This is a genomic window from Streptomyces sp. NPDC020422 (assembly GCF_044386705.1).
Lineage (GTDB): Bacteria > Actinomycetota > Actinomycetes > Streptomycetales > Streptomycetaceae > Streptomyces.
This window is the reverse complement of sequence record NZ_JBIRVJ010000003.1, coordinates 287,082-312,212: the sequence shown is the minus strand read 5'-3', so window position 1 is coordinate 312,212 and position 25,131 is coordinate 287,082. Positions and strand designations below refer to the sequence as shown.

The 25,131-nt window shown below is 72.9% G+C and carries 20 protein-coding genes and 1 pseudogene; 8 read left to right on the top strand and 13 right to left on the bottom strand.

Features of this window, described 5'->3' with window-relative positions:
- Window positions 1–98 precede the first annotated feature (98 nt).
- The 12 genes and pseudogenes from ACH414_RS08865 to ACH414_RS08810 all read right to left on the bottom strand — a co-directional run bounded on the left by ACH414_RS08865 (window position 99) and on the right by ACH414_RS08810 (window position 14,107).
- The gene (locus tag ACH414_RS08865) at window positions 99–1,559 is read right to left on the bottom strand and encodes a multicopper oxidase domain-containing protein (protein WP_391769477.1); all 1,461 of its coding nucleotides are present in this window, start codon (window positions 1,557–1,559) and stop codon (window positions 99–101) included.
- A gap of 300 nt (window positions 1,560–1,859) precedes the next feature.
- Window positions 1,860–2,165 (bottom strand): annotated as a pseudogene (locus ACH414_RS08860) (chorismate mutase); the annotation flags it as partial.
- A 124-nt stretch (window positions 2,166–2,289) separates the two neighbouring features.
- Window positions 2,290–3,657, bottom strand: coding sequence for a class II 3-deoxy-7-phosphoheptulonate synthase (locus ACH414_RS08855; RefSeq protein ID WP_382537752.1), 1,368 nt, complete (start codon window positions 3,655–3,657; stop codon window positions 2,290–2,292).
- An 89-nt stretch (window positions 3,658–3,746) separates the two neighbouring features.
- Window positions 3,747–4,427 carry an FMN-dependent NADH-azoreductase gene (locus ACH414_RS08850; protein WP_398941301.1) on the bottom strand — a complete coding sequence of 227 codons (681 nt, stop codon included), beginning with the start codon at window positions 4,425–4,427 and terminating at the stop codon, window positions 3,747–3,749.
- A gap of 54 nt (window positions 4,428–4,481) precedes the next feature.
- Window positions 4,482–5,408, bottom strand: coding sequence for a prephenate dehydratase (gene pheA, locus ACH414_RS08845; RefSeq protein WP_382537746.1), 927 nt, complete (start codon window positions 5,406–5,408; stop codon window positions 4,482–4,484).
- Between the two features lie 15 nt (window positions 5,409–5,423).
- Complete coding sequence (locus ACH414_RS08840) at window positions 5,424–5,828, bottom strand: nuclear transport factor 2 family protein (RefSeq protein ID WP_382537743.1); 405 nt, start codon at window positions 5,826–5,828, stop codon at window positions 5,424–5,426.
- 12 nt (window positions 5,829–5,840) lie between these two features.
- Window positions 5,841–6,767, bottom strand: coding sequence for an NAD-dependent epimerase/dehydratase family protein (locus tag ACH414_RS08835; protein WP_386565832.1), 927 nt, complete (start codon window positions 6,765–6,767; stop codon window positions 5,841–5,843).
- A gap of 26 nt (window positions 6,768–6,793) precedes the next feature.
- Complete coding sequence (locus tag ACH414_RS08830) at window positions 6,794–9,556, bottom strand: alpha/beta fold hydrolase (protein ID WP_398941299.1); 2,763 nt, start codon at window positions 9,554–9,556, stop codon at window positions 6,794–6,796.
- A gap of 263 nt (window positions 9,557–9,819) precedes the next feature.
- Complete coding sequence (locus ACH414_RS08825; protein WP_398941297.1) at window positions 9,820–10,524, bottom strand: 4'-phosphopantetheinyl transferase family protein; 705 nt, start codon at window positions 10,522–10,524, stop codon at window positions 9,820–9,822.
- 302 nt (window positions 10,525–10,826) lie between these two features.
- The gene (locus tag ACH414_RS08820; protein WP_382537732.1) at window positions 10,827–11,732 is read right to left on the bottom strand and encodes a hypothetical protein; all 906 of its coding nucleotides are present in this window, start codon (window positions 11,730–11,732) and stop codon (window positions 10,827–10,829) included.
- 44 nt (window positions 11,733–11,776) lie between these two features.
- A complete protein-coding gene (locus ACH414_RS08815) occupies window positions 11,777–12,445 on the bottom strand; it encodes a response regulator transcription factor (protein ID WP_386565837.1) in 669 nt (222 codons plus the stop codon).
- A 492-nt stretch (window positions 12,446–12,937) separates the two neighbouring features.
- The gene (locus ACH414_RS08810; protein ID WP_398941295.1) at window positions 12,938–14,107 is read right to left on the bottom strand and encodes a Ku protein; all 1,170 of its coding nucleotides are present in this window, start codon (window positions 14,105–14,107) and stop codon (window positions 12,938–12,940) included.
- A gap of 70 nt (window positions 14,108–14,177) precedes the next feature.
- Between ACH414_RS08810 and ligD the strand changes: the two genes are divergently transcribed.
- The 8 genes from ligD (at window position 14,178) to ACH414_RS08770 (ending at window position 24,386) form a co-directional block, all read left to right on the top strand.
- Window positions 14,178–15,062 (top strand): non-homologous end-joining DNA ligase, encoded by an 885-nt coding sequence (ligD, locus tag ACH414_RS08805; protein WP_386565840.1) that lies wholly within the window; start codon window positions 14,178–14,180, stop codon window positions 15,060–15,062.
- Window positions 15,059–16,027, top strand: coding sequence for a DNA ligase (locus tag ACH414_RS08800; RefSeq protein ID WP_382537722.1), 969 nt, complete (start codon window positions 15,059–15,061; stop codon window positions 16,025–16,027). Before ligD ends, ACH414_RS08800 begins: the two co-directional genes overlap by 4 nt.
- Before the next feature lie 341 nt (window positions 16,028–16,368).
- Window positions 16,369–18,459 (top strand): PBS lyase, encoded by a 2,091-nt coding sequence (locus ACH414_RS08795; protein WP_398941293.1) that lies wholly within the window; start codon window positions 16,369–16,371, stop codon window positions 18,457–18,459.
- A gap of 115 nt (window positions 18,460–18,574) precedes the next feature.
- Window positions 18,575–19,324: a class F sortase gene (locus ACH414_RS08790; RefSeq protein WP_398941291.1), complete on the top strand. Its 750-nt coding sequence runs from the start codon at window positions 18,575–18,577 to the stop codon at window positions 19,322–19,324.
- A gap of 37 nt (window positions 19,325–19,361) precedes the next feature.
- The gene (locus tag ACH414_RS08785; RefSeq protein ID WP_382537714.1) at window positions 19,362–20,171 is read left to right on the top strand and encodes a hypothetical protein; all 810 of its coding nucleotides are present in this window, start codon (window positions 19,362–19,364) and stop codon (window positions 20,169–20,171) included.
- A complete protein-coding gene (locus tag ACH414_RS08780) occupies window positions 20,168–21,454 on the top strand; it encodes an ATP-binding protein (RefSeq protein WP_382537711.1) in 1,287 nt (428 codons plus the stop codon). Before ACH414_RS08785 ends, ACH414_RS08780 begins: the two co-directional genes overlap by 4 nt.
- A 56-nt stretch (window positions 21,455–21,510) precedes the next feature.
- Complete coding sequence (locus ACH414_RS08775; protein ID WP_382537708.1) at window positions 21,511–22,911, top strand: FtsW/RodA/SpoVE family cell cycle protein; 1,401 nt, start codon at window positions 21,511–21,513, stop codon at window positions 22,909–22,911.
- Entirely contained in the window at window positions 22,908–24,386 is a 1,479-nt protein-coding gene (locus ACH414_RS08770) for a penicillin-binding transpeptidase domain-containing protein (protein WP_398941290.1), read from the top strand. The genes ACH414_RS08775 and ACH414_RS08770 overlap by 4 nt, the downstream gene beginning before the upstream one ends.
- An 84-nt stretch (window positions 24,387–24,470) precedes the next feature.
- Here the strand turns inward: ACH414_RS08770 and ACH414_RS08765 are convergent, their stop codons facing one another.
- On the bottom strand, window positions 24,471–25,130 hold the full coding sequence (locus ACH414_RS08765; RefSeq protein ID WP_398941288.1) for a hypothetical protein: 660 nt from the start codon (window positions 25,128–25,130) through the stop codon (window positions 24,471–24,473).
- Between the last annotated feature and the right edge of the window lies 1 nt (window position 25,131).

The window sequence follows — 25,131 nt, the reverse complement described above, 5'->3', positions numbered from 1 at the left end:
CGGGCCGAGGCACGCGGCGGGGGCGGCACGCGCCGCCCCCGCCGTGTCCGGCCGTCCGGTCGTCCGGTCGTCCGGTCGTCCGGTCGTCCGGTCGTCCGTCAGACGATCTTCATGTTGGCCATCATGCCCATGGCCGCGTGGTCGAAGATGTGGCAGTGGTAGAGGTACGTCCCGCGGTAACCCGTGAAGGTGGCCTGGAGCTTGACCGTCTCCCCCGGGTTCAGGTTCACGGTGTCCTTGAGCCCGGTCTCGGGCCCCGACGTCACCGGCTTCCCGTTGCGTTCCAGCACCCGGAACTGCACCAGGTGGATGTGGAAGTTGTGCGGGATGATCTTGTTGGCGTTGGTGACGGTCCAGATCTCCGTGGTGCCGTAGACGATCTCGGTGTCGATCCGGTCCATGTCGTAGCTGAGGCCGTTCAGGTACCCCATGTCGGTGGGCTGACCGGTCTCGTCCATGCTCAGCACGACGGAGCGGTTCACCGTGGCCGGCGGCAGCGCCGGCAGGGTGCGCATCTGGTACGGAACGGAGCCGAAGTCCTGCGCTCCCGTGAGGCCGACCCGGAACTGGAGCACCTTGGTGATCTGGTCCGCGGGTCCGCCGGGCATCGCGTCGGCCGCGTTGACGAGCTCCACCTTGCTGCCGCGCGGGTACTCGAAGAAGTCGATGAGGACGTCGGCCCGCTCGCCCGGGGAGAGCTCCAGGGTGGAGACCTCCTGCGGCTTCTCCAGCAGTCCGCCGTCGGTGCCGATGAGCGTGAACGGCAGGCCGCCGGTCAGGCTGAGCTTGAAGTACCGCATGTTGGCGGTGTTGTAGATCCGGAAGCGGTACTGCCGGTGGGAGACGTCGAAGTAGGGCCACGCCTTGCCGTTGGCGAGGATGACGTTCCGGTTGAGGAAGTCGTCCATGGCGTAGACGAGCTGGCCCTGGTCGTCGAAGCGGGCGTCGCGCAGCTGGATCGGCACGTCGTACGCGCCCGTCGGCAGGCTGTTGGACTTCTCGACGTCGTCGGTGAGCAGGTACGTGCCGGCCAGGCCGCGGAAGACGTTCTCGGACTCCGCGTGGTGCGCGTGGTCGTGGTACCAGAGGTTCGCGTGCGGCTGGCTGTTCGGGTACGTGTAGGTCTTGGTGCCGCCGTTCGCCGCGATGAGGTCCATCGGGCCGCCGTCGCTGTCCGGCGGCACATGGGCGCCGTGCAGGTGGACCGAGGTGGCGACGGGCAGGTTGTTGGTCTGCTGCACCACGGTCCGCACGCCCGACCTGGCGCGGATCACCGGGCCCGGGAAGCTGCCGTTGAAGGTGCGGACGCGGGTGAGCCGGCCCGGCAGGATCTCCACGTCCGCTTCCTTCATCGTCATCGCGTAGTAGTCCGCGGTGCCGGTGGAGGAGTACGGGGCGAGCGTCGGCGGGACCGTCATCGGCTGGGTGAACTTGGGGATGCCGGCCGGGTCCAGGTCGGCCGCCTGAGCGGTGCCGCCGGCGGCCGGTATCAGCAGACCGGCGGCGCCCACGGCACTGGTGGCCACGCCCGCCTTGAGCACGTTTCTTCGACTGATCACGAAATCCCCCATGGTGGCCCGGGAAAGACGCCGGGTGTCCGTCGTGAGCGAGAGACCGGCCGCGGAGAATCGGGCCGGATCATGGCCTTGATTCTCCGGTGGCCGGAAACCTCGTTCAACGGAGGAGGATTCAGGAGTGTGCGCGTTTTCCCAGCTCATGCGCACCGCGTGTCGGTTTTCGCCAAGCGAATGTCAATATTCCGCCAGGACGGGCTCGGGAAGCGCTTCTTCACGAGCGGCCGGAATTCGCTGTTCCGCCGTTTTCGCGGCCGTGTTCGCGCCCATGTTCCCGGCGGCGTTCGGGGCCGTATTCCCTTTCGTGTTCCTCGCGATCGATTCATGGTGCCGGATCACTTCCGCCACGATGAAGTTGAGGAACTTCTCGGCGAACGCCGGGTCGAGCCGGGCCGACTCGGCGATGCTCCGCAGCCGGGCGATCTGCCGGGCCTCGCGCCCCGGGTCGGCGGGCGGCAGGCCGTGCCGGGCCTTGAGCTCGCCGACCCGGCGGGTGTGGGTGAAGCGCTCGGCGAGCAGGTGCACCACGGCGGCGTCGATGTTGTCGATGCTGTCGCGGAGCCGGCCGAGCTCTGCGCCGACGGCTGTCACGCTTCCTCCCTCACCGGGCTTCGCCGTACGGAGGGGTGGTCGATGATGCCCGCTGCCTCCCTCACGAAGGCAGCCGCCACCGCGCCCGGCCCCGTACGCGCCGCCGCCTGTCCGGCCCGCGTCGTCACGCCCCGTCCTCTCGGTGCAGGAACTCCGCGACCAGGAATGCCAGGTCGAGCGACTGGCTGCGGTTGAGCCGCGGGTCACAGGCCGACTCGTAGCGGTCGAAGAGGTCGGGGAAGCCCAGGTCGTGGCCGCCGCCGACGCACTCGGTGACGTCGTCGCCGGTCAGCTCCACGTGGATGCCGCCCGCGTGGGTGCCGAGGGAGTCGTGGACCTCGAAGAAGGCGCGGACCTCGCCGAGGATGTCGTCGAAGTGCCGGGTCTTGTGGCCGGACGGGGCGCCGACGGTGTTGCCGTGCATCGGGTCGCAGACCCAGGCGACCGGGGCGCCCGAGGCGGTGACCTTCTCGACCAGGGTGGGCAGCACCTCGTGCACCCGGTCGACGCCGAGCCGTACGACGAAGGTGAGCCGGCCCGGCTCCCGGTCGGGGTCGAGCCGGTCGATGAGCCGCAGCGCCGTGTCGGGGGTGGTGCCGGGCCCGAGCTTGACGCCGATCGGGTTGGCGATCCGGGAGAAGTACTCGACGTGGGCGCCGTCCAGGTCACGGGTGCGCTCGCCGATCCAGAGCATGTGCCCGGAGGTCGCGTAGAGCCGGCCGGTGTCGGGGTCGTGGCGGGTGAGCGGGGCCTCGTAGTCCAGCAGCAGGCCCTCGTGGGACACGTAGAACTCGGAGTCGTCGAAGGCGCGCGGGCTGGCGCCGGTGGCCTCCATGAACTTCAGCGCGCGGTCGATGCCGTTCGCGATGGCCTCGTACTGCTCGCGCAGCGGCGAGCCGGCGATGAAGTCGCGGTTCCACTCGTGGACCTGGCTCAGCGCCGCGTAGCCGCCCGCGGTGAACGCCCGTACCAGATTGAGGGTGTTGGAGGACGCGCGGTACATCCGCAGCAGCCGCTCCGGGTCGGGGACGCGGTCCTCGGCGGTGAAGGCGAGGCCGTTGACGGCGTCGCCGCGGTAGGTGGGGAGCGTCAGGCCGTCGCGGGTCTCGGTGGGCTGGGAGCGGGGCTTGGCGTACTGGCCGGCGATCCGGCCGACCTTCACGACGGGCAGCGAGGCCGCGTAGGTGAGGACGGCGGACATCTGCATCAGCGTGTTCAGCTTGCTGTGCACGGTCTCGGCGGAGACCCGGTCGAAGGTCTCGGCGCAGTCGCCGCCCTGGAGGAGCAGGGCCTCTCCTCTGGCGACGGCGGCGAGCCGGCTCTTGAGGCGGTCGGCCTCGCCGGAGAAGACGAGTGGCGGTGCGGCGGCGAGCTCGTCGGTGGCGCGGTGGAGCGCCGCGGGATCGGGGTACTCGGGCTGCTGGGCGGCGGGGAGCTCCGCCCATGTGTTCACCAGTTCGAATGCGGGGGTCTCGTGCTTCAGGGTCTCCATGGCGAACCTCTCGAAGAGGAAGGGGTCGGTGGGGGCGCTGTGCGGAGGGAAGGTGGTGCGGGCGGGATCGGGAAGGGGCCGCGGACGGGTCAGACGAAGACGCGCTGGGCCTGCTTGCGGGCCCCCTCCAGGGCCTCCTTCAGCGACTCGGCCGCGAGCTGCTGGAAGCCGGCCAGCCGGGCCACGTGTCCGGACTTCGTCATCTCGGCGTGCAGGAAGGTCAGGTCGTCGGCGAGCGCGACCATGCCGAGGGCGGCCCGCAGATACGGCTCCTGGAAGTCGTAGGCGTGCCGGGGCGTGCCCGGGCCGTACGCGCCGCCGCGTGCCGTGACCACGACGACCTGCTTGCCGGCCAGCGGCCCGGTGCCGGTCTCCGGGTCGACGACCAGCGGCGGGATGACGACCCGGTCGAGCCAGGCCTTGAAGGTGGAGGGCAGCGAGAAGTTGTGCATGGGCAGCCCGAGGACGATCGTGTCGGCGGCGAGCACCTCGTCGACCAGCTCCCAGGTGGTGGCCCAGCTCTCCTTCTCCCCCGCCGTCAGGGCCGCGTTCCGGGCCTCGTCCAGGTCCCGCACGCCGGCCGCCTCGATCCGCTGCATGACCGCGATCTGGTCGCCGTCGATGTGCGGTACGGGTGCGGCGCCGAGGTCGCGGTAGAGGGGGGTGCCGCCCTCGTTGGCGGCCCGCCAGGAGGCGGCGAACTCGGCGGTGACGCGGCGGGTGGTGGAGCCGAGGCGGGCGCTGGTGTCGATGTGGAGCAGGGTGGGCATGGGGATCTCCTTCGAGTGGGGGACCCGGGCACCTGCGCCGGCAGGGCGGCGCCGCTAGGCGCGGGTGCTCGGGGCGGGGTGGTCGGCACGCGGGCGCCCGCGCCGGTGCCGTTCCGCCGGGCGCTGCCCGCTCCATCGCGGATAGCTGCCCAGGAAGCGGGCCGACGCGCCCGTGGCGGTCAGGGTCGACAGGGCCCGGCGCACCGCCGGGTTCTCCACGTGGCCGTCCACGTCGACGAAGTAGCGGTAGCTGCCGAGGCGTTCGCCGGTGGGCCAGGCGTGCACGCGGCTCACCTCGATGTCCCGTTCGGTGAAGAGGCCGAGCACCGCGGCGAGCCGGGCGGGTCCGCCGTCCTCGGTGGTGACGACCAGCGAGGTGCGGTCGCGGGCCGTGCGGGCGGGCGGGAACCAGGCCTGGGAGACCGCGACGAAGCGGGTGACCGCTCCGCCGCGCCGCCCCAGGCCCTCGGCCAGGATCCGCAGGCCGTAGCGCTCGGCGGCCGGCGGGGCGGCGATCGCCGCCGCCGCGCCGGCCGGCCGCTGCGCCACCTCGTGCGCGGCGGCCGCCGTGGAGTCGGCCGGCACGGCCCGGGCGCCCGGCAGGTGCTCGTCCAGCCAGCCGCCGCACTGGGCGAGGGCGTGCGGGTGGCTGAACACCTCCCGCACGTCCGCGAGGTCCGTGCCGGCCGGGGCCATCAGGGCGAACACCACCGGGAGTTCGACCTCGCCGGTGATGTGCAGACCGGCCTCGGCCAGCTGGTCCATGGTGGCGGGCACCACGCCCTTCACCGAGTTCTCCAGCGGCACCACGGCCGTCGCGCAGTGTCCGAGCCGTACCGCGTCCAGTGCCGCGGGGACACTGGGGTACGGCACCCTGGGCGGCTCCTGACCGTGGGCGGCGTACGCGGGAAGCCTGCGCAGCGCCGCCTCGGTGAAGGTGCCCTCCGGGCCCAGGAATGCGTACGCGTTGGCGTAAGTCATGGCCGGAGGCGCCCGTCAGCTCTCGATGACCCGGTGGAACGCGACCGTGTCGAAGATGTCCTCCATGCGGATGGCCTTGCCGTCGCGGAACGTCCAGGAGTGGACGAACTGCAGGGTCTCGGTGTGGCCGGAGCGGGAGGTGACGTCACGGACGCCGAAGACGACGACCCGGTCGCCGTGGTCCAGGAACTCCAGGGGCTGGAGCTTCATGCCGCCCAGGACGGTCGGGACGTGGGCCAGGAAGGACCGGACGCCGGCGTGCCCGTGCTTGGTGCCGCCCAGGCCGTAGGCGTGCATGCCCTCGGGGTGGATCCACTCCATGTCCTCGGCCATGGTGGACAGGAGCGCGTCGACGTCGCGGTCGCGGAAGGCCGCGTACGCCGCGTGGATCAGGTCCAGGTTGCTGGTGGTGGTGGTCATCTGTGGGCTGCCTCAGGCCTTCTTCGCGTACTCGGGATACATGGACTCGACCGTGCGGCGGATGCCCTCGCGCCAGTCGACCTTGCAGGGGCCGGTGAGCTGCTTCCGCAGGGTCGGGTCGAACTGGTAGGTCTCGCGGGTGACCTCGCTCGGGACGAGCTTGGCCTCGACGCCGGTCAGCTCCTGCAGATAGCGGACGCAGTCGGTGATGCCGACCGACTCGTCGCCGCCCCAGTTGGTGAGGGTGGCCGGCACGGTCGCCGCGTTCCACAGGTGCGGGACCTGCTCGACGAGGTCGTCGGTGTAGAGCAGGGAGCACCAGTTCTGGCCCTCGACCGGGACCGGGATGGGCTCGCCGGCGAGCATCCGCTTGAAGTAGAGCATCGGGACGCCGCCGTAGCCGCCGGGGCCGTAGGCGATGTTGAGCCGGGCGATGATCGTGGGCAGGCCGAGGGTCGCCGCGAGGGCGCGCACCGCGCCCTCGGTGGCGATCTTGACGACCGGGTAGGCGGGCAGCCAGTCGGCGACGCCGTCGACCGGGTCGTCCTCCCGGTAGGCGTGGTCGAGCGTCTGGCGCTTGTAGAGGGCACCGGTGGAGACGTACAGGAACGCCTCCGCGGTGCGGCAGTGGGTCATCAGGCGGCCCGTGGCGATGGTGTTGACCTCGATCGCCTTGTTGAAGTCGCCGTCCTCGCCGCGGTTCACGGCGGAGTGGATGACATGGGTGAAGTCCTCGGGCAGGCCCTTGAGGCCGTCGGCGCCGGTGTCGTCCATGTCCCAGCGGAAGGTGGTGATGCCGTGGGCGCGCAGGGCGTCCTCGGAGCCGGGGGTGCCGAAGCGCCCGAGCGCCCACACCTCGTTGTTCTGGGCGAGCGCCTTGGCGACGGGTCCGGCCACCTGTCCCGTACCGCCGGTGACCAGGATCTTCTTGCCGTTCATCTGTGCGGTTCCCTCTCGTTTCGTGCTTACTTGCCGTCGCCGAGCGCCCGGTCGAGCTCCTTGCGGAGGATCGACTGGAAGCTCGCCACGTGCTGCGGGCCCATCAGCGTGTAGTGCTCGCCGGGGACGTCGATGAAGTTGACGTCGTCGGCGTGCTCCTTCCAGCGGCTGAGCTCGTTGTGGAGCCAGTCCTCCTTGGTGCCGCGCAGCGGGATCGCGTAGAAGACGGACATGCCCCGGACCCGGCCGGACGGCGCGTAGCTGCGGCCCAGGTTGGTGAGGCCGTCGGCGAGCTCCGCCCAGGCGGTGAACTTCGGCAGGTCCAGGTCGAGTTCGGCGAGCCGGGCCTGCGGCGCGTGCTCGATGAAGTAGGCGAGCTGCTCGTCCTTCGACAGGTGGCGCAGCTGCTCGGGCAGTTCGAGCGACTGCTTCTTGTCGATGAGCGCCAGGAAGAAGGCCAGGTTGGCGGCGGTCTCGACGAAGTCGAGCTCGTCCATGCGGTACTTGATGTGCGGCGGCAGGTTGAAGCTGCCGACGAAGTCGACCTTCTCGCCCTCGGCCTCCAGGACCTTGGCCATCTCGAAGGCGACGGCGCCGCCGTACGAGTAGCCGGCGAGCGCGTACGGGCCGTGCGGCTGCTTCTCGCGGATGGCCGCCACATAGGTGGAGACCATCTCCTCGAAGCTCTCGAACGGCTTCTCGCCGGGGTTGAAGCCGCGGGCGCGCAGGGCGTAGAAGGGCCGGTCGCCGACGAAGTACTTGGCGAGGTTGACGAAGACGAGGACCTCGCCGACGCCGGGGTGGACGCAGAACAGCGGCGTCTTGTCGCCGACGACCTGCATGGGCACGATCGGGTCGTACGGGCGGACCGCCGTCCCGCCGTCCTTGTCCTCGTCGAGCCGGGCGGCCAGGGCCCGCACGGTCGGGGCCATCAGGACGGTGATGATCTGGAGGTCGTGGGCGCCGAGGCGGCGGGCGACCAGGCTGCGCAGGCGCAGGATGTCGAGCGAGGTGCCGCCGAGGTCGAAGAAGTTGGCGGTGGCGCTCAGCTTGGCGGGGTCGGTGTCGAACATCTCCGCGTAGATCCCGGCGAGGACCGTCTCGGTCTCGCCCTCGGGCGCGGTGTAGCCGCCGAGGCGGCGCAGGATCAGGTCGGCGACGGCCTCGGCGGTCTCCGCGTACGCGCCGGCCTCCAGGCGCTTGCGCATGAGCGGGCGCTGGATCTTGCCGAGGCTGGTCTTGGGGAAGGCTTCCTTCGGGAGCGGAAGGATCAGCGAGGGGCGGAAGCCCCAGTGCATGACGACGCTGGCGCGGACGGCGGACAGGACCCGGTAGAGGGCGAGTTCGTCGCCCTCCTCGGTCTCCGGGTGGAAGGCGATGACCAGCTGCTCGGTGTCGGAGCCGGGGGCCCGGGTGGGGAAGGCGGCGACATAGCTGCGGGCGACGTCGTCGAGCTCCTGGAGCAGGGTCTCGATGTCGTGGCTGAAGTAGTTGACGCCGTTGACGATGATGCTGTCCTTGCTGCGGCCGACGAGGGTGAGCCGCCCGTCGTCGATCCGGCCCAGGTCGCCGCTGCGGAACCAGCCGTCGGCCGTGAAGGCGTCCTTCGTGGCCTGCTCGTTGTTGTGGTAGCCGGGGGTGATCATCGGTCCGATGAGCTGGAGCTCGCCGGTCTCGCCCTCGCCCAGCGGGCGGTCCTGCTCGTCGGCGACGCGGATCCGCAGGCCGTCGACGGGGCGGCCCAGGTTGGCGAACTCCTGGCCCTGGTCGGAGGCGGGGAACTCGCGCGAGTAGATCGACCCGGCGCAGGTCTCGGTCATGCCGAACGCGGGCCAGAGGCTGTCGCCCTTGAGGCCGTACGGGGCGAAGTTCGCCAGGAAGGCCTCGCCGGTGGTGCGGACCACGGCCTCGCCGCCGCTGATGATGTGCCGCAGCTTCGACAGGTCGACCGGACCGTACTCGTCGAGCCGGTCGACGGAGGCGTTCAGGAGCCCGAGCAGGAAGTTCGGGGTGAAGGTCATGGTGACGCCGTAGCGGGATATCAGCCGCAGGAAGTCCAGCGGCTCGCCGAGGACGACGGCGGCCTCGACGTGCAGCTGGGTGGCGCCGACGGACAGCGGCAGCAGGTGGCACTCCAGGAGCGCGGCCACGTGGTCGAAGGAGACCCAGTTGAGGGAGATGTCCTCGGGGCCGATGTGGTGGGCGCTGTTCTTGCCGACCATGGAGGCGAGCAGGTTGGCGTGGGTGAGCCGGACGGCCTTGGAGTTGCCGGTGGAGCCGGAGGTGAGGACGAGCACGGCGGTGTCCCCGGGGGCCGCGTCGTGGAGTCCGTCGGCCGGCTCGGCGGCGTACAGGGTCTCCAGGGCGGTCACGGCGAGGCCCTCGACGTGGGGCAGTTCGGCGGCGAGGCTGTCGTTGGTGACGACCAGCGGGCCGTCGAGGAGGGTGTGCACGTGGCCGAGCTGGGCGGCCCAGCGCTCCGGGTCGCCGCCGAGCGGGGCCATCGGGACGGGCACGTAACCGCCGAGGAGGCAGGCCCAGAAGGCGGTCAGGAACTCCTGCGGGCGCTCCAGGAGCAGGACGACCTTGTCCTGCGGGGCGAGCCCGCGGGCGCGCAGGCCGGTGAGGACCCGGCGGGACTCGTGCACCAGCTCGGGGTAGGGCTGGAGGTGCGCGTCCTCGGAGGCGGCGTCGCCCTCGTGGTAGAGGACGCCGTTGCCCGGGTGGGCCTCGGCGGCCTGGAGCAGCAGGTCCGCGACGGTCCGGGTCGATGGGATGGCCACGGTCATGGCGAAGTCCTCTCTCTGGTGTGCGGTGTGCGGTGCGGTGCGCGGGCCCCGCGGAGGGGGCGCGGCGGGGCGCCGGAACACGGCCGCCGCCGGCTGCGGGATGGGCAGCCGACGGCGGCGGTGAGATGTGGGGGGCGGCCGGGAGGAGGTGGCTCCGGCCGGGCGGGCCGGGCGGTGGAGACAGCGCACCGACCTTGGTCTCCAGCTTCTTCGGACGGGGCGCCGGGTTCAATGGGCGTTGTGTCAGAGTTCTGTCGGGTTTCTCAAATCCCGGTAGGGGCGGGCCGGTCGTCCCGGAGTGCGGACAGGGACTCCAGGTGGTTGACGACGGGGGGCCCGGTGACGGAGCGGGGCGCCCGCAGGGCCACGGCGCCGTGATGGCGCGGGCCGCAGGGCAGGTCGTCCACGGTCCAGCCCTCGGGTTCTGCCCCGAGGTCGTCCAGGGTGGTGTCGCGCCCGAGGCCGGTGCCGAGGCCCTTCAGATACGCCTCCTTGCGCGCCCAGATCCGCCCGAAGGCGGCGGCCCGCCGCCGGGGGTCGGGCTCGGCCGCGATCCCGGCGCGCTCGCCGGGGTGGAGGGCTGGCAGCAGTCCGGCCACGTCCTCGGGCGCGGGCCGCAGTTGGGCGTCGGCACCCACGGGGACGGGGGCGGTGGCGATGAGGACCAGACCCTCGGTGTGCGAGAGGGAGAAGTGCAGCGGCGGCTCGGGGACGGCGAGGACCGGACGCCCGTGCGCGGCCCCGCAGCAGGGGCAGGGTTCGCGGGCGAAGACCAGCTCCTCGGGTCGCTCGCCGAGGAGGCGGCCGAGGACGGTCCGCAGCGCGAGGTGCGCGGCGGTGTACAGCACCCGGTCGGAGGCCCGGACGAAGGAGGCGGCGCGGCGGCGCTCGTGGGCGTCGAGGGGGGTCGGATCGAGTTCGGCGGCGGACAGGGCGTCCGGCTCCAGGAACCAGGCTTCGGCCTGCATCGTGCGGGGTCCTCCTCGGGGTACGGCCGGGCGCCGGCGGACGGCGACGCCCCGCCGGCCCGGACGGAACCGGGGGCGGGGCGTCGGGGGGTGCGGGGCGGGCGCGTCGCGGTGGGCGTGCGTCGCGGTGGGCGTGCGTCGCGGTTTGTGTGCGTCGCGGTTTGTGTGCGGCGCGTTCGGTGTGCGGCGCGTGTGTGCGCCTGGGTGGTGCGCGTCGGTGGGGTGCGTGGGTGGTGCGCGTCGGTGGGGTGCGTCGCGGTGTCAGGGTGTCAGGGGCGCCTGGAGGCAGGGGCGTCGGGACTTCATTTCACGGCGTGAGATGTCACCTCGTGCCGCGCCGTGCGGGGGCGTCGTCTGCTGAAGCTGCCGTGGACGTCGCTCTCGGCGTAGTACGTGCGGCCGCACCGGTTCCGGCGGCGCCACCGCTGCTCGCTGGCGAGCCGGTAGACGGTCCCGGTCGGCGCGCCCCACAGGTCCGCGATGTCCCGTGCGGTGAGCCAGCGTTCGACCGGCTCGGGCGCGGACGCCGCCACCGGCCCCCGGCCCTGGGCGGGCACCCGCTGCCCCGGCATCGCGCGGCGCAGCCGGGTCCACTCGTGGCCCGCCCACTGGTGGGCCGGGTCCGCGTCGCACAGGATGCGCCGGGTCCCGGCCGGGACGGCGAGCCGGCCGGTGCAGCCGGGCTCCACGCAGGGGCCGACCGGAATGGCGCGGGCGGGTTCGCGGGCCACCCTGCGCGCGGCGCCGACGAGCCGGTCCAGCTCGCGGGTGGCGTCCGCGACGGCCGGGTGCGCGGCGAGCCACTCGGCGCTGCGCAGCAGGAAGGCCGCCAGGTGCGCGGGGGTCCGCCGGGGGGCGGGGAAGTCCCGCTCGTCGGCGACGAGTCCGCTCCAGGAGCCGAGCGTGGCGACGATCGCCGAACGCACCTCGGCCGCCGCGCCGTTGAGCGGGATCCCGGCGGGTCTCCCGCCGTTGCCGCGCCGCTCTCCGGTGCCGCGCGCCGGGCCTGCGCCGCCGAGCACCCGCTCGCACTCCGCGTAGAGGCCGGGAAGTTCCTCGAGGGCCGCGACGAGCCGGCCCAGACATGGGGGGCAGAGCCGGAGGTCCGGCCGTGCCCGTCGTTTGCCGCCGCCGTCGACGGCGCTCCGCCTGCAGTCCTCGCCCACGCACACGGCCCGCGGGGGCAGGTGCGTCGCCGGGTGAGCCATTTTCCGATTCTCCGTGTTCCGAAGCCGTGCACCGAAGCTGCTGATTACCCGTTGCCGAGCTTGAATCCCACACCACGAATGGTGACGATCCAGTCCCGGCAGCCGAGCTTGTTCCGGAGGCTGCTCACATGGGTGTCCACGGTTCTACGGGACCAGGAATCCCCCCAAATCTGCTGCATAAGCCTTTTTCGGGGGACAACGTTTCCTGGATTGGAGGCGAGGAGATAAAGGACGTCGAACTCTTTCCTCGTGACGTCGATCCGCTTTCCGTCGAGGCTGACCTGGCGGGCGCCGGCGTCAATACGGAGCGGCCCCTGGTCGATGACGTCCACGGTGCGCGGGCGGGGCCTGGACCGGCGCATGACGGCCTGCATACGGGCCATGAGCTCGCGGAATCCGTAGGGCTTGACCATGTAGTCGTCGGCGCCGGCCTGGAGACCGAGGACCCGGTCGAGTTCGGAGCCGCGGGCGGTGACCGCGATGATCGGGGTGTCGCCGGCGGCGCGAATCGCCCGACACACCTCAAGGCCGTCGAGATCGGGCAGTTCGAGATCGATCAGGACCAGGTCGGCCGAGGTGTAGACCTGGAGGGCGGCGCCGCCGGTCTCCACCGTCGAGACGTGGTGGCCGTGCCGGCGCAGGCTGGTCACGAGCGATTCCGCGTACCTGGGCTCGCTCTCCACCACGAGGATCCGCCAGGTGTCGGAACCCATGGAATCCCGACCGATATAAACGTCGGGTATCAGAGGTTTCGGTTTTTCCTGCGTACGCTGACTCATCGTCTCCCCCTAGACTGTCGTCCAACGAGTCTAAAAACCACCGCTTCGCTTTGTCAAAGATCCACGCCGTAAACGGGCTGTGTCCGCGAAGTAAAGGGGAATGTCGAATTCCGGTTGAATATTCCGGACCTTTTTTGATCCCCGAGGATACACGGACCCCATGTACGGCCCGTGACGGCCGAAGCATTCCGGACACGCCCGCCGCACCCCGGCCCCGCCGCCAGCAGGTCGGGGCCACGACCCGGCACCACGCTTCGCGACCGAAAACAGTCAGGAACACGCGTGTGCGCTACCCACAGATGTGTACGCAAGGTACCGGGCCCGCATATCGGGACACCCTCGTGGCATCATGGCGAATTCTTTACCCGCGCCCCCATTCCGGGTGTGTCAGGGGTCACTTCCGGCCACCCTCCCGGACCGCGCGGCTCATGCGCTGCGCTTGCGCGGGGCCGCCTTCTTCGCCGCCTTCGCCGTCTTCGTCGCCTTGGCCGCCTGCTTCCCGGCAGGCTGCTTCTTCGCCGACGCGGCACCCGCCGACTGCGCGGACTTCGCCGTCCTCGCGGTCTTCGCGGTCTTCGCGGTGCTCTTGGTCGCGCTCGTGCTCTTGGCCGAACTCCGCGCGGTGGAGGCGGACTTCGCGGTCTTCGCGGTCGACTTGCGGGCCGGCTCCGCCGTCTTCTTCGCCGCCGTCCTGGCCGTGGACTTCTTCGCGCCCGTCTCCTTGGGCGCGGCGGGCGCCCGCGCCGCCTTCCTGCGCGGCTTGAGCTCGGTCACCTCGGCCTCCGCGCCCGCGGCCTCCTCCCCCGCCGTCTCGCCCCGGGCCTCCTTGGCCGCGCGGACGCTGCTCTCCAGAGCCGCCATGAGGTCGATGACCTTCCCGCCGCCGGTCTCCTCGGGCGCGGCGGGCGCCAGGCCCTCGCCGCCCTCGGCCTTGGCGGCGATCATCTCCTCCACCGCCTCCCGGTAGTCGTCGTGCAGGGTCGAGATGTCGACCTCGCCCAGCGTGGCCATCAGGGCGTCCGCCAGGTCGAGTTCGGCCTCCCGCACACTGACCGGGGCCTCCGGGGCCACCCCCTCGGGGGCCCGGATCTCGTCCGGCCAGAGCAGCCCGTGCATGGCGATCACGTCGTCCACCACCCGCAGCATGCCGAGCCGCTCGCGCCCGCGCAGCGCGTACTTCGCCACGGCCACCTTGTCGCTGCGCTTCAGCGCCTCGCGCAGCAGGGTGTACGGCTTGGCGGCGGGCACCCCGTTGGCGGAGAGGTAGTACGCGGCGTCCATCTGGAGCGGGTCGATCTCCCCGGCCGGCACGAAGGCGACGATCTCGATGGTCTTCGCCGTCGGCAGCGGCAGCGCGGCCAGATCCTCGTCGGTGATCGGGATCATGGTCCCGTCGGCGTCCTCGTACGCCTTGCCGATCTCCGCCTGGGAGACCTCCTCACCGTCGAGCTCGCACACCTTGCGGTAGCGGATGCGGCCGCCGTCCTCGGTGTGGATCTGACGGAAGGAGACCGAGCGGCTCTCGGTGGCGTTGACCAGCTTGATCGGGATGCTGACCAGGCCGAAGGAGATGGCGCCGTTCCAGATGGATCGCACGATGCAGCACCTTTCGCGACGGATGATCCGGATCGTCCCGTTAAGTCGGGAATCGTGGGATTCTCATCGTATGACGCCCATCACAGAGGTGGAGGGGCGGCGGCTGGCCCTCAGCAACCTGGACAAGGTCCTCCACCCGGCCACCGGCACCACCAAGGGAGAGCTGCTGCACTACTACGCCACCGTGGGGCCCGCGATCCTGCCCCATCTGCGCGACCGCCCGGTCTCCTTCCTGCGCTACCCCGACGGCCCCGACGGCCAGCTCTTCTTCACCAAGAACCCCCCGCCCGGCACCCCCGACTGGGTGAAGACCACCCCGGTCCCCCGCTCCGACGACCCCCGGGCCCGGCAGGTGATGATCCAGGACCTGCCCTCGCTGATGTGGGCGGCCAACCTGGTCGTGGAGTTCCACACCCCCCAGTGGCGGGCCGGCTCCCAGGCCGTCGCCGACCGGCTCGTCCTCGACCTGGACCCGGGGCCGCCCGCGAGCGTCGTCGAGTGCTGCGTGGTCGCCCGCCACCTGCGGGAACGCCTCGCGGCCGACGGCCTCACGGCGTACGCGAAGACCTCCGGCGCCAAGGGCCTGCATCTGCTCGTCCCGCTGGAGCCGACCCCGTCGGAGCAGGTCTCCGCCTATGCACGCCGGCTCGCGGTGGAGGCGGAGGCGGAGCTCCCCCGGCTGGTCGTCCACCGGATGGCGAAGGCGCTGCGGCCGGGCAAGGTCTTCGTCGACCACAGCCAGAACGCCGCGGCGAAGACCACCGCCACCCCCTACACCCTGCGGGCCCGCCGGCTGCCCGCCGTCTCCGCGCCGGTCACCTGGGCGGAGGTCGAGGAGTGCACCTCCCCGGAGCGGCTCGTGCTGCTCCCGGACGCCATCGCGCCGCGCCTGGAGCGGTACGGGGAGCTGCTCGCCCCGCTCTTCGACCCGGCCGCCGCGGGAGTCCTGCCGTGACCCCCGGGCCCGCGACTCCCGAGCCCGGCGTCGTGCTGCGCCCGCCCGTCGACGTGATGCGCCCGAAGTCCGCCGACGACATCCCCGCGCAGGGCAGCGTCCCCGGCGGCCTGCAGTACTCGCTCAAGCTGGACGGCTTCCGGGCGCTCGCCTTCGTCCTCGACGGGGGCCAGGTCTTCCTCCAGTCCCGGGCCCGCCGCGATCTCTCCCCCGAGTTCCCGACGATCGCGGCCTACCTGGGCGAGCGGCTGCCGCCGGGGATCGTGCTGGACGGCGAGCTCTGCGCGTACCGCGAGGGCCGGGTGAGCTTCACCGATCTGCTGCGCTCGCACCGGGAGCGGGAGCGGACCGGGGTCCCCGTCTCGTACATCGCCTTCGACCTGCTCGCCCTCCCCGGCCACGATCTGCGGGCCCGCCCGCTGCGGGAGCGCTGGGAGCTGCTCGGCGCGGCCCTCGAAGGCACCGGCCCGCCGCTCCAGCGGGTGCTCGCCACGGAGGACGAGGAGACCGCCCGGGAGTGGTTCGGGAGCCTGCGGGAGGCGGGCGTGGAGGGGATCGTGGCGAAGTCCCTGACCTCGGCGTACCGGCCCGGCGGCACCTGGTCCTGGCGGAAGGTGCGGCACGCGGACACCCGGGACGCGCTGCTGCTCGGCGTCTTCGGCCCGCCCGACCGCCCGCACGCGGTCCTCGTCCGGCTCCCGGACGGGCGCACCCTGCGCACCAGTCCGCGGCTGACCGCGCCCCAGGCCCGCGACGTGGCCGAGCTGACGGCGGGGCTCCTCGCGGGGCCGATGGCCGACCCCGAGCACGGGACGGTGCGGCCGCTGACCGAGCCGCTGCCCGTCGAGCTGCGGCTGCCGTCGGGGCGTCAGGACACCGCGCGCTTCGTCCGGATACGGGACACCGAAGGCGACCTGGGAGCGGCCCCGGACACCGGCCGGGCCGCGAACGAGCCCCCTGGCTGAATCCGCCGCCCTCCCCGTCCCCCTTTCCCCGACGCTCCGTTCAGGACAAAGTCACGTGACGGCGCCGTGGCCGTCCGGGGCCGCACCCGGTACGGAACAGGGCCGGTCCGCCGTCCTGGAGGAGTGGTACGGACCGGGTGCGGGGGCCTGGCAGGGGTCCTGAGGGGGTCCCGAAGGGATCCCGCGGGGGTCCGGCGGGGCGGCGGGCGGGCCTCGGGGTGGCGCAAAGCGAGCGGCCGCAGGGGGGTTGGCCGACGCCGTCCGGCAGGCGCGCCCTCCTTCAGGGCACGTTGGTGCACACTTGCTGCCTGGTACAGCGCTCACGGGGAAGGCGGCCTGGCATGCTGACGGGGATCGAGGAGGTCGACTGGGCCTCGCTGGGGCATGCGTACGGCCCGGCGGACGATGTGCCGGAGCTGCTGCGCGGGCTCGCCTCCGCCGATCCCGCCGAGCGGGAGAACGCGCTCGACGGCATGTACGGGGCGGTGCACCACCAGGGCGACGTGTACGACTCGACGCTCGCCTGCATCCCCTTCCTGCTCGAACTCGTCGCCGACCCCGAGGTCCAGGACCGTGGCTGCATCGTGGAGTTGCTGACCAGCATCGGCGGCATCGACCTCGGCGACGACGAGGAGTTCGCCGAACTCGACGTGGAGGACGAGGAGTTCATACCTGCGGCGAACTACGCGATGGCCGCGGCCGCCATCGCCGCCGGCGCCGACGTCTTCCTCGGTCTGGTCTGCGACCCCGACCCCGAGGTGCGACTCGCGGCCCCGTGCGCGCTCGCCTCGCTGCACCCCGACCCGGTCCGGGTGCTGGGGCTGCTGCGGGAGCGGCTGACCGTCGAGCGGGACAACGAGGTGCGGCTCGCCCTGGTCGCCGCCGTCGGCCGGCTGGCGCTGCGGCACGAGTCGCTGCGCGCCGAGACCGCCGACTGGCTGGCCTGGCTGTCGAGCGCGGCGCAGGCGCCCGGGCTGCGGCTCGCCGCCCTGGCCCAGCTCGGCCGGGTCGCCCCCGCCGAGATCCCGGACGACGTGGTGGAACGGGTCACCGTGCTGCTCGACGAGGTGCGCACCGCGCCGGGCGAGGCGCCCGGGGAGAGCCCTCGCGGGGCCACCCCGACCCTGATCGGGCAGGTCCGCGAGCTCCTGGAGGAGCACTCGGCGGGCCGCCCCACGCCGTGGACCGAGGAGCTGCTGCGCACCCTGCACACCGCCCTGGACGACCGGGTCGACGACCGCATCGCGCTGATCCTCGCCCAGCTGCGCAGCCCCGACTGGGGGCAGCGCTCGGACGCGATCTGGCTGTGCGGCGCTTTGATACGGGTGTGGCGCGGGCGGTACGAGGAGGTGGTCCGGCTCGTCGGCGCGCAGCTGAGCGACCCGGAGCCGCGGCTGCGGGAGGCGGCCACCTCGTTCCTGGAGCGCCTCTTCGAGCTGGCGGTCCCCGCGGCCGACGCGCTGGCGGCCCGGCTCACGGCGGCTCCGCCGGGCCCGCTCGGCCTGCCCGGTCCGGGGGCACGCGCGGGCCGGGCCGGGGCCCTGCTCGCCCTCGCCCGCTGCGGGGACGCACGGGCGATCCCGCTGCTCGCACGCGCCCTGGAGGAGGGCGAGGTCCGGCGCGAGCTGCTGTACGCGGTGGACGCGCTGGGCCCGGCGGCGCTGCCGCTCGCCCCCGCGCTGCGGCGCAGACTGGCCGAGGTGGAGCTGGACGAGCTGCTCTACGACCGGGCGGCGCCGCTGCTGTGCGCGCTGGGCGCGGTCCGGGGCGTCCAGGCGCTGCCGGAGGTGCTGCGGATCCTGCGCGGGGCGCCGCCGAACCGGCGGGACTGGGTGCGGGAGGCCTGCCTGCGGACACTGGCGGCGTTCGGTCCCGCGGCCCGGGAGGCGCTGGACGACGCGCGGGCGCTGCTGGGTTCGGAGTCGGCGTCGGTGTCGTCGATGGCGGCGCAGGCGGTGTGGGCGATGGACGGCCCGCTGCCGGAGGCGCTTCAGGCCCTGGAGCGCTGGCTGCGGCCGGGCGCCTCGGGCGCGCAGTGGTGTGCGGCGGCGCGGGCGCTGGGGGCGATCGGCCCGGCGGCGGCCCCGGCGGCCCCGGCGCTGCGCTCCGGGCTGGGGGCGCGGGACCTGTGGGTGCGGGTGCGGTCGGCGGCCGCGCTGTGGCGGGTCTCGGGGGACGCGGCGGCGGTGCTGCCGGTCCTGCTGGCCGCCTGGGACGAGAACCGGCACACCCGGGTGACGGTGGCCGAGTGCCTGGCGGAGATGGGTCCGGCGGCGGCGGAGGCGGAGTTCGTGATCCGCACCGAGCTGGCCCGAAGACACCGGCACAACGCCCGCGAGGACGGGGCGGGCTCGCACGACGTGCACGACGACGAGAAGCTGCTCACGCTGTGCCGGGCCGCGCTGGACCGGATGGAGCGGCACCGGATGTGATCCGGCGGTTGTGACAGCTTCGCGGCTCCGTCTCCGGTCGACCGTTACACAACCGCAAAACCGGACATCTAGCTTCGTAACCGGTCAGCAGTCCCGTCCGGATCGGAGCCCTCCCATGAGCCGCACGTCGCCCCGCACGTGGAGCCGCCTGTCGAGCCGCCTGGCGCGCCGCACGTCGGGTCGCCCGGCGCGCGGCGCGTCGAGCCGCCCGTACGGCCGCGGATCCGGCCGCACCTCCCGCCGCCCCGGCCTCACCACCGGCCACCGCGCCCTGCTCGCGGGCAGCGCGCTCGCCCTGGCGGTCGGGGGCGGCCTCGCCGGCTGCGCCGAGTCGGGGGCGGCCGCCCTGGCGCCCGACGTGCGGGTGCCGCACGCCTCCGCGGCCCCCGTCGCCGACCGCGCCGCACCGCCGATGGCGGCGTCCGAGCCGGTCCGGCTGGTGGTCCCCTCGGCCGGGGTGGACGCGGGCCCGGTGCTGCGCCTGGGTCTGGACGCGAACCGGGAGCTCCAGGTGCCCTCCGCCGACCAGGCGGAGCAGCCGGGCTGGTACACAGGGAGCGTCACGCCGGGTGAGCGCGGGGCGGCCGTCCTGGTGGCCCACTACGACACGGACCGGGGCCCGGCGCTGCTGCGGGACGTGGCGAGGATCAAGACGGGAGCGCTGATCGAGGTGGGACGGGCGGACGGCACGACGGCCCGGTTCTCGGTCACCGAGATCCAGCAAGTAGACAAAAAGGACTTCCCTACGAATAAGGTCTATGGGAAGACCGACCGTCCCGAGCTGCGCCTCATCACCTGCGGCGGGCCCGTCCGGGACGGTCACCGGACCGACAACATCATCCTCTTCGCCGAGCTGGTGAAGTAGCGGTCCGGCTGGCGTAGGGACCAGGAGAGGGAGCGGAGTGGGAGCGCGCGCAGTGCGGCTCACCGGCACCGCGGCCGTCACGGCCGCGGTGCTCCTCGGCGCGCTCGCCGTGACCGGCTGCGGCCACCAGGGCGACCTGAAGAGCGCGGGCCCCACGCCCGCCGCCGTGGGGCCGGTCCGGCTCTGGCCGGACCTGCCGCCCGCCACCAATCCGCCGCTCGACTACGGCGAGTCCGACACCGAGCGGGTCCCCGGCATCAGGGTCCCCGACAACGACGTGCACTCCGTCGACGCGGTGGCGGTCGTCCAGGCCGAGGTCCGCGCCCACGGCGACGCCCGCAGCGGCGCGGACGGGCTGTACGAGGAGACCGCCCGGGCGATCGGCGCCTGCACCACCGACCGCAAGGCCTGCCCGGTCCTCGCCCCGTACTACCGCGACCTCACCGGGAACGGCCGCGACGAGCTGATCGTCGGCATCCGGATGCCCGGCCAGCAGCTCGCCGTCCGGGTCTACCTCGCCGAGAACGGCGGCCTCACCCGGATCATGGCCACCTCCGACCAGGTGGTGAGCGTCGAGCTGGCCGGCCGGGACCTGATCATGCGGGTGAGCTCGGCGGGTATTCCCGGCTACGAGTACCGGACCGCCTGGTCCTGGGACGAGCAGCAGCGCACGATGCTGCCCGCGCGGGACGAGATCGTCCGGATCAAGCCGCCCGGCGGCGGCCCCTCGATCGTCCCCGCGCCCGACTTCGTCAGCCCCAGCGCCACCCCGTCCCCGGGCACCCCGGCGCCGGTCGCGCCCGGGGCCGGGCAGCCCGACGCGGGACCGCCCGAGGTGGCCCAGTGAGGCGCCCCCGGCTGCCCGCCTGGACCGCGACCCTCACCTGGAAGTCCGCGGTCTTCATCACCGTGATGTGCTGCGCCCTCGCCGCGCTCCTCGGTGTGCTCGTCCATGTGTCGGTGGCCGGCCAGACGGTGAAGGACTCCCGCGACAAGGCCCTCACCCGGCTCGACGAGGTGGGCCGGCTCTACGAGTCGGGCGAGCCGCTGCCGCGCTTCGCCGGGGTGGACCCGCAGGGGCTGCCGGACTCGCTGCGGGCCCTCGCGCTGCGCGGCGAGCGGGGCACCATGGTCAGCGAGTACAAGGGCCGGCCGACGATGTGGGCGGCGGGCCCCGCGGACGGCAGGGCCCTCGCCGTACGCGTCGACTACACGACCAGCGCCGCCACCATCGACGGCCTCGACCGCTCGATCCTCGGCTCCTCCGTCCTCGCCATCGGGGCCACCCTGCTCGTCGGGGCCTTCGCCGTCACCCGGATCACCCGGCGGCTGCACCTGACCGCGCAGGTGGCCCGGCGGATCAGCGCCGGCGACCTCGACGCCCGGGTCAACGACCCGCGCACCAAGGACCCTTCGCGCCCCCAGGACGAGGTGGCCACCGTCTCCGGGGCGCTGGACACGATGGCCTCCTCGCTCCAGCGCAAGCTCCAGACCGAGCAGCGCTTCACCGCGGACGTGGCGCACGAGCTGCGCACCCCGCTCACCGGCCTGTCCGCGGCGGCCGAACTGCTGCCCGAGGGGCGTCCGTCGGAGCTGGTGCGGGACCGGGTGAAGGCGATGCGCGGGCTCACCGAGGACCTGCTCGAGATCTCGCGGCTCGACGCCGGCACCGAGACCGTCGACCTGGCGGTGCACGACCTCGGCCCGCTCGCCGAGCGGGTGGTGCGCGCCTCGGGGACCGCCACCGAGGTGCGGATCGTCCGCGAGTCCACGGTGGAGACGGACAAGCGGCGCCTGGAGCGGGTGCTGGGCAATCTGGTCGCCAACGCGCACCGGCACGGGGCGCCGCCGGTGGTGCTGAGCGTGGACGGACCGGTGGTGACGGTGCGGGACCACGGCGCCGGCTACCCGGAGTACCTGCTGGACGTCGGGCCGCAGCGGTTCCGTACCGAGAGCGGCGGCAAGGGCCACGGCCTCGGACTGACGATCGCGGTGGGCCAGGCCGAGGTGATCGGCGCGGAGCTGGTGTTCGCCAACGCCCCGGACGGCGGGGCCGTGGCCCGGCTCACGCTCCCGGAGTACGTGCGGCTCGCGGCGCCCGAGGGGGAGGACGGGGGCGCGGAAGGGTGACGGCACACCGTCACACAAAAGGGACATAAGGCTTACTGCTTGCTACGTTGCGGACCATGACCGCACCGCCGCCGACCAACACGAGGGACGCGCAGGACGCCCCGCCCCCGGGGCTGCGCATCCCGAGGCGCCGCGGCGTGGAACTCTCCCTCCTCATCGGCGCCGTTCTCATCTGCGTCTACGGCTACGCCGAGGTCGGGCTCGCCCGCAACGGCGCCGTCCCGCCGGACGCCGCACGCTACGGCGCCGGACTCGGACTGCTCGCGCTCCTCGCCCACCTCGCGGTCCGCCGGCGCGCCCCCTACGCCGACCCGCTGCTGCTGCCCATCGCCGTACTGCTCAACGGACTCGGCCTGGTCCTCATCTACCGGCTCGACCTGGAGACGCCCGGCGACCGGGCCGCGCCCACCCAGCTGGTCTGGTCGACCCTCGGCGTCGGCCTGTTCACCGTCGTCGTGGTCCTGCTGCGCGACCACCGGCTGCTCCAGCGGTACGCGTACCTCTCGGTGGCCACGGCGCTCGCCCTGATGATCCTGCCGATCTTCTTCCCGGCCGTGAACGGGGCCAAGATCTGGATCCGGATCGGCGGACTCTCCTTCCAGCCCGGGGAGTTCGCCAAGATCCTGCTCGCCGTCTTCTTCGCCGCGTACCTCGCCGCCAACCGCAACGCCCTCGCGTACACGGGCCGGACGGTGTGGCGGCTGCAGTTCCCGACCGGCCGGGTCCTCGGCCCGATCGTCGCGATCTGGCTGCTCAGCGTCGGCGTCCTGGTCCTGGAACGGGACCTCGGCACCTCGCTGCTCTTCTTCGGCCTCTTCGTGATCATGCTGTACGTGGCGACCGGCCGCACCGGCTGGATCGCCGTCGGGCTCCTCCTCGCCGCGGCCGGCGCCTTCCTGGTCGGCTCCCTCGAACCCCATGTCCACAGCAGGGTCCAGGACTGGCTCGACCCCTTCGCCTCGATCCGCGCCGGCGACGGCCCCGGCCAGCTCGCCCAGTCGCTGTTCGCCTTCGCCGCCGGCGGGATGCTCGGCGCCGGCCTCGGCCTCGGCCACTCCGTCCTCATCGGCTTCGCCGCCAAGTCCGACTTCATCCTGGCCACCGCCGGCGAGGAACTGGGCCTGGTCGGCCTGACCGCCCTCTTCCTGCTGTACGCCCTGCTCGTCGCCCGCGGCTACCGCGCCGGCCTGGCCCTGCGCGACCCCTTCGGCCGACTCCTCGCGATCGGCCTCGCCTCGATCCTCGCCCTGCAGGTCTTCGTCATCGCCGGCGGCGTGATGGGCCTGATCCCGCTGACCGGCATGGCGATGCCGTTCCTCGCCCAGGGCGGCTCCTCGGTCGTCACCAACTGGATCATCGTGGCCCTCCTGGTCCGGGTCTCCGACTCGGCCCGGGCGCCGCGCCCGGACATGGCGGACGGCGGGGTGATCGCCCCGATCCCGGAGGACGAAAGATGATCCGCTACATCCGCCGCGCGGCGGCCCTCTGCCTGGTCCTCCTCGTCGCCCTGCTCGTCAACGCGGCCCGGGTCATGGTCTTCGAGGCCGACGCCTACGACAGCAACCCGGCCAACCGCCGGATCGCGATCACCCGCTGGGGCGAGCCGCGCGGCGAGATCACGGTGGACGGCCGCCCGGTCACCGGCTCCCGCGACAGCGGCCAGCAGCTGCGCTACGAACGCACCTACACCCAGGGCCCGTTGTACGCCCCGGTGACCGGCTACGCCTCCCAGACCTACGGCACCACCCTGCTGGAGAGCGCCGAGGACGACCTGCTCTCCGGCACCGACCCGATGCTGGCCCCGCTCCCCCTCTGGAACGACGTCAGCCGCGGCCGACAGCCCGGGGGCGACGTCGTCACCACCATCCGGGCCCGGATGCAGGAGGCGGCGTACCGCGGCCTGGACGGCAAGCGGGGCGCGGTCGCCGCGATCGAACCGGCGAGCGGCCGCATCCTCGCGCTGGTGTCCTCCCCCTCGTACGACCCCGGCGTCCTGTCCGGCACGGGCGCCGCCGTCGCCGACGCCTGGAAGCGCCTCAACACCTCCCCGAACCAGCCGATGCTCGACCGCCCGATCCGCCAGACCTACCCGCCCGGCTCCACCTTCAAGATCGTCACCGCGGCGGCGGCCCTCGACGCGGGAGTGGTCACCGACGTGGACGCGCCCACCGACACCCCCGACCCGTTCATCCTCCCCGGCACCCGCCAGGTCCTCCCCAACGAGGCGAAGGGCTGCGCCGACGCCTCGCTCGCGTACGCGATCCAGTGGTCGTGCAACACGGTGATGGCGGGCCTCGGGGTGAAGGTGGGCCTGGCGGACATGGTGACGACGGCCGGGAACTTCGGCTTCAACGACACGGGCCTGAAGATCCCGTCCTGGGTGGCGAAGTCCAACTTCGACACCGACATGAGCGACGACCAGCTGGCCCTCTCCTCGATCGGCCAGTTCGACACCACCGCCACCCCGCTCCAGATGGCGATGGTCGCCGCGGCGGTGGCCAACAACGGCGAGATCGCCGCCCCCCACCTGGTGGAACGCACCACCACCTCCCGCGGCACCACCGTCGACACCACGGGCCGCAGCAGCTACCGCCAGGCCATGCGCCCCTCGACCGCGACCCAGCTGCAGAACCTGATGGTCCGCGCCGTCGAGGACGGCACCGGCACCAACGCGGCCATCCCGGGCGCCCGCGTCGGCGGCAAGACGGGCACCGCCCAACACGGCCTCGGCAACACCGGCACCCCCTACGCCTGGTTCATCGCCTGGGCCCAGGCCACCGACTCGGCCCAGCCGGCGGTCGCGGTCGCGGTCGTCGTGGAGGACGCGGAGGCGAACCGCACCGACATCAGCGGCGGCGGCAGCGCGGCACCGATCGCGAAGGCGGTGATGGAGGAGGCGCTGCGGTTGGAGGCGGAGGGGCGGGGGCGGTGAGGCGGGAACACGAAGGCCCCGGACGCGCCGAAGCCCTGCCGGGCGGGGCCCGGCAGGGCTTCGGTGGTCATACAGGACGCGGGATCACTGCTCGGTGAGCAGGTCCCGCACATAAGCGACCAGGTCGCCGGGCGGAACCGGGACCCAGGTGGCTCCCGGCACCCCCACGGCACGGACCTCGTAGCGTCCGGGCTCCTCCTCGCTCACCAGCACCTGCCGGCTCGCGGCGTCGAGCGCGTCCACCCGGAGGCGGACCGCACGGTGGCTGATCGAGGGGAAGCAGCCCCGGAGCGTCCCGTCCGCGTGGAAGAGGCGCAGCAGGGGCCACTGGTCCCGGTGGAACTCGGCCGACAGGAGGTCGGCCCAGGCCTGGGCGGTGGGTTCACCGCTGTCGATCGCCCGGCGGAAGTCGTCGAGCCGGAGGAACGCGAAGCGCGCCTCGAACTCGTCGTACGACAGGCCGTCCCGCCAGGCGACGACCGCCTCCACGACCGACCCGAGGTCGTCCGTGGAGCCGATCGGCCAGGTGTGGTCCGGAATGTGGATGGCCAGCAGGAACTTCCGCTCCCCCTCGGCCGGATCCACCATCACGACACCGCGTGACGTCTGGATCCTGACGACCTCCGGCTGGGGCAGGTACCCGAGGTCGTGTCCGCGCTGCCGCGCGACCTCCTCCATGGCAGGTCCGAGGCCGCCGAGCGCGGCCACGTCCGGGTACAGGCCCTCGTGTCGGTCATCCATCATT

Bases quoted from the DNA above. Each gene is read 5' to 3' on its own strand.
- ACH414_RS08840 (WP_382537743.1), bottom strand. From the start codon at position 5,828: ATGACCACCACCACCAGCAACCTGGACCTGATCCACGCGGCGTACGCG.
- ACH414_RS08815 (WP_386565837.1), bottom strand. From the start codon at position 12,445: ATGGGTTCCGACACCTGGCGGATCCTCGTGGTGGAGAGCGAGCCCAGG.
- ACH414_RS08765 (WP_398941288.1), bottom strand. From the start codon at position 25,130: ATGATGGATGACCGACACGAGGGCCTGTACCCGGACGTGGCCGCGCTC.
- pheA (WP_382537746.1), bottom strand. From the start codon at position 5,408: ATGACTTACGCCAACGCGTACGCATTCCTGGGCCCGGAGGGCACCTTC.
- ACH414_RS08825 (WP_398941297.1), bottom strand. From the start codon at position 10,524: ATGCAGGCCGAAGCCTGGTTCCTGGAGCCGGACGCCCTGTCCGCCGCC.
- ACH414_RS08850 (WP_398941301.1), bottom strand. From the start codon at position 4,427: ATGCCCACCCTGCTCCACATCGACACCAGCGCCCGCCTCGGCTCCACC.
- ligD (WP_386565840.1), top strand. From the start codon at position 14,178: ATGACGCCCATCACAGAGGTGGAGGGGCGGCGGCTGGCCCTCAGCAAC.
- ACH414_RS08855 (WP_382537752.1), bottom strand. From the start codon at position 3,657: ATGGAGACCCTGAAGCACGAGACCCCCGCATTCGAACTGGTGAACACA.
- ACH414_RS08795 (WP_398941293.1), top strand. From the start codon at position 16,369: ATGCTGACGGGGATCGAGGAGGTCGACTGGGCCTCGCTGGGGCATGCG.
- ACH414_RS08820 (WP_382537732.1), bottom strand. From the start codon at position 11,732: ATGGCTCACCCGGCGACGCACCTGCCCCCGCGGGCCGTGTGCGTGGGC.
- ACH414_RS08835 (WP_386565832.1), bottom strand. From the start codon at position 6,767: ATGAACGGCAAGAAGATCCTGGTCACCGGCGGTACGGGACAGGTGGCC.
- ACH414_RS08830 (WP_398941299.1), bottom strand. From the start codon at position 9,556: ATGACCGTGGCCATCCCATCGACCCGGACCGTCGCGGACCTGCTGCTC.
- ACH414_RS08790 (WP_398941291.1), top strand. From the start codon at position 18,575: ATGAGCCGCACGTCGCCCCGCACGTGGAGCCGCCTGTCGAGCCGCCTG.
- ACH414_RS08775 (WP_382537708.1), top strand. From the start codon at position 21,511: ATGACCGCACCGCCGCCGACCAACACGAGGGACGCGCAGGACGCCCCG.
- ACH414_RS08770 (WP_398941290.1), top strand. From the start codon at position 22,908: ATGATCCGCTACATCCGCCGCGCGGCGGCCCTCTGCCTGGTCCTCCTC.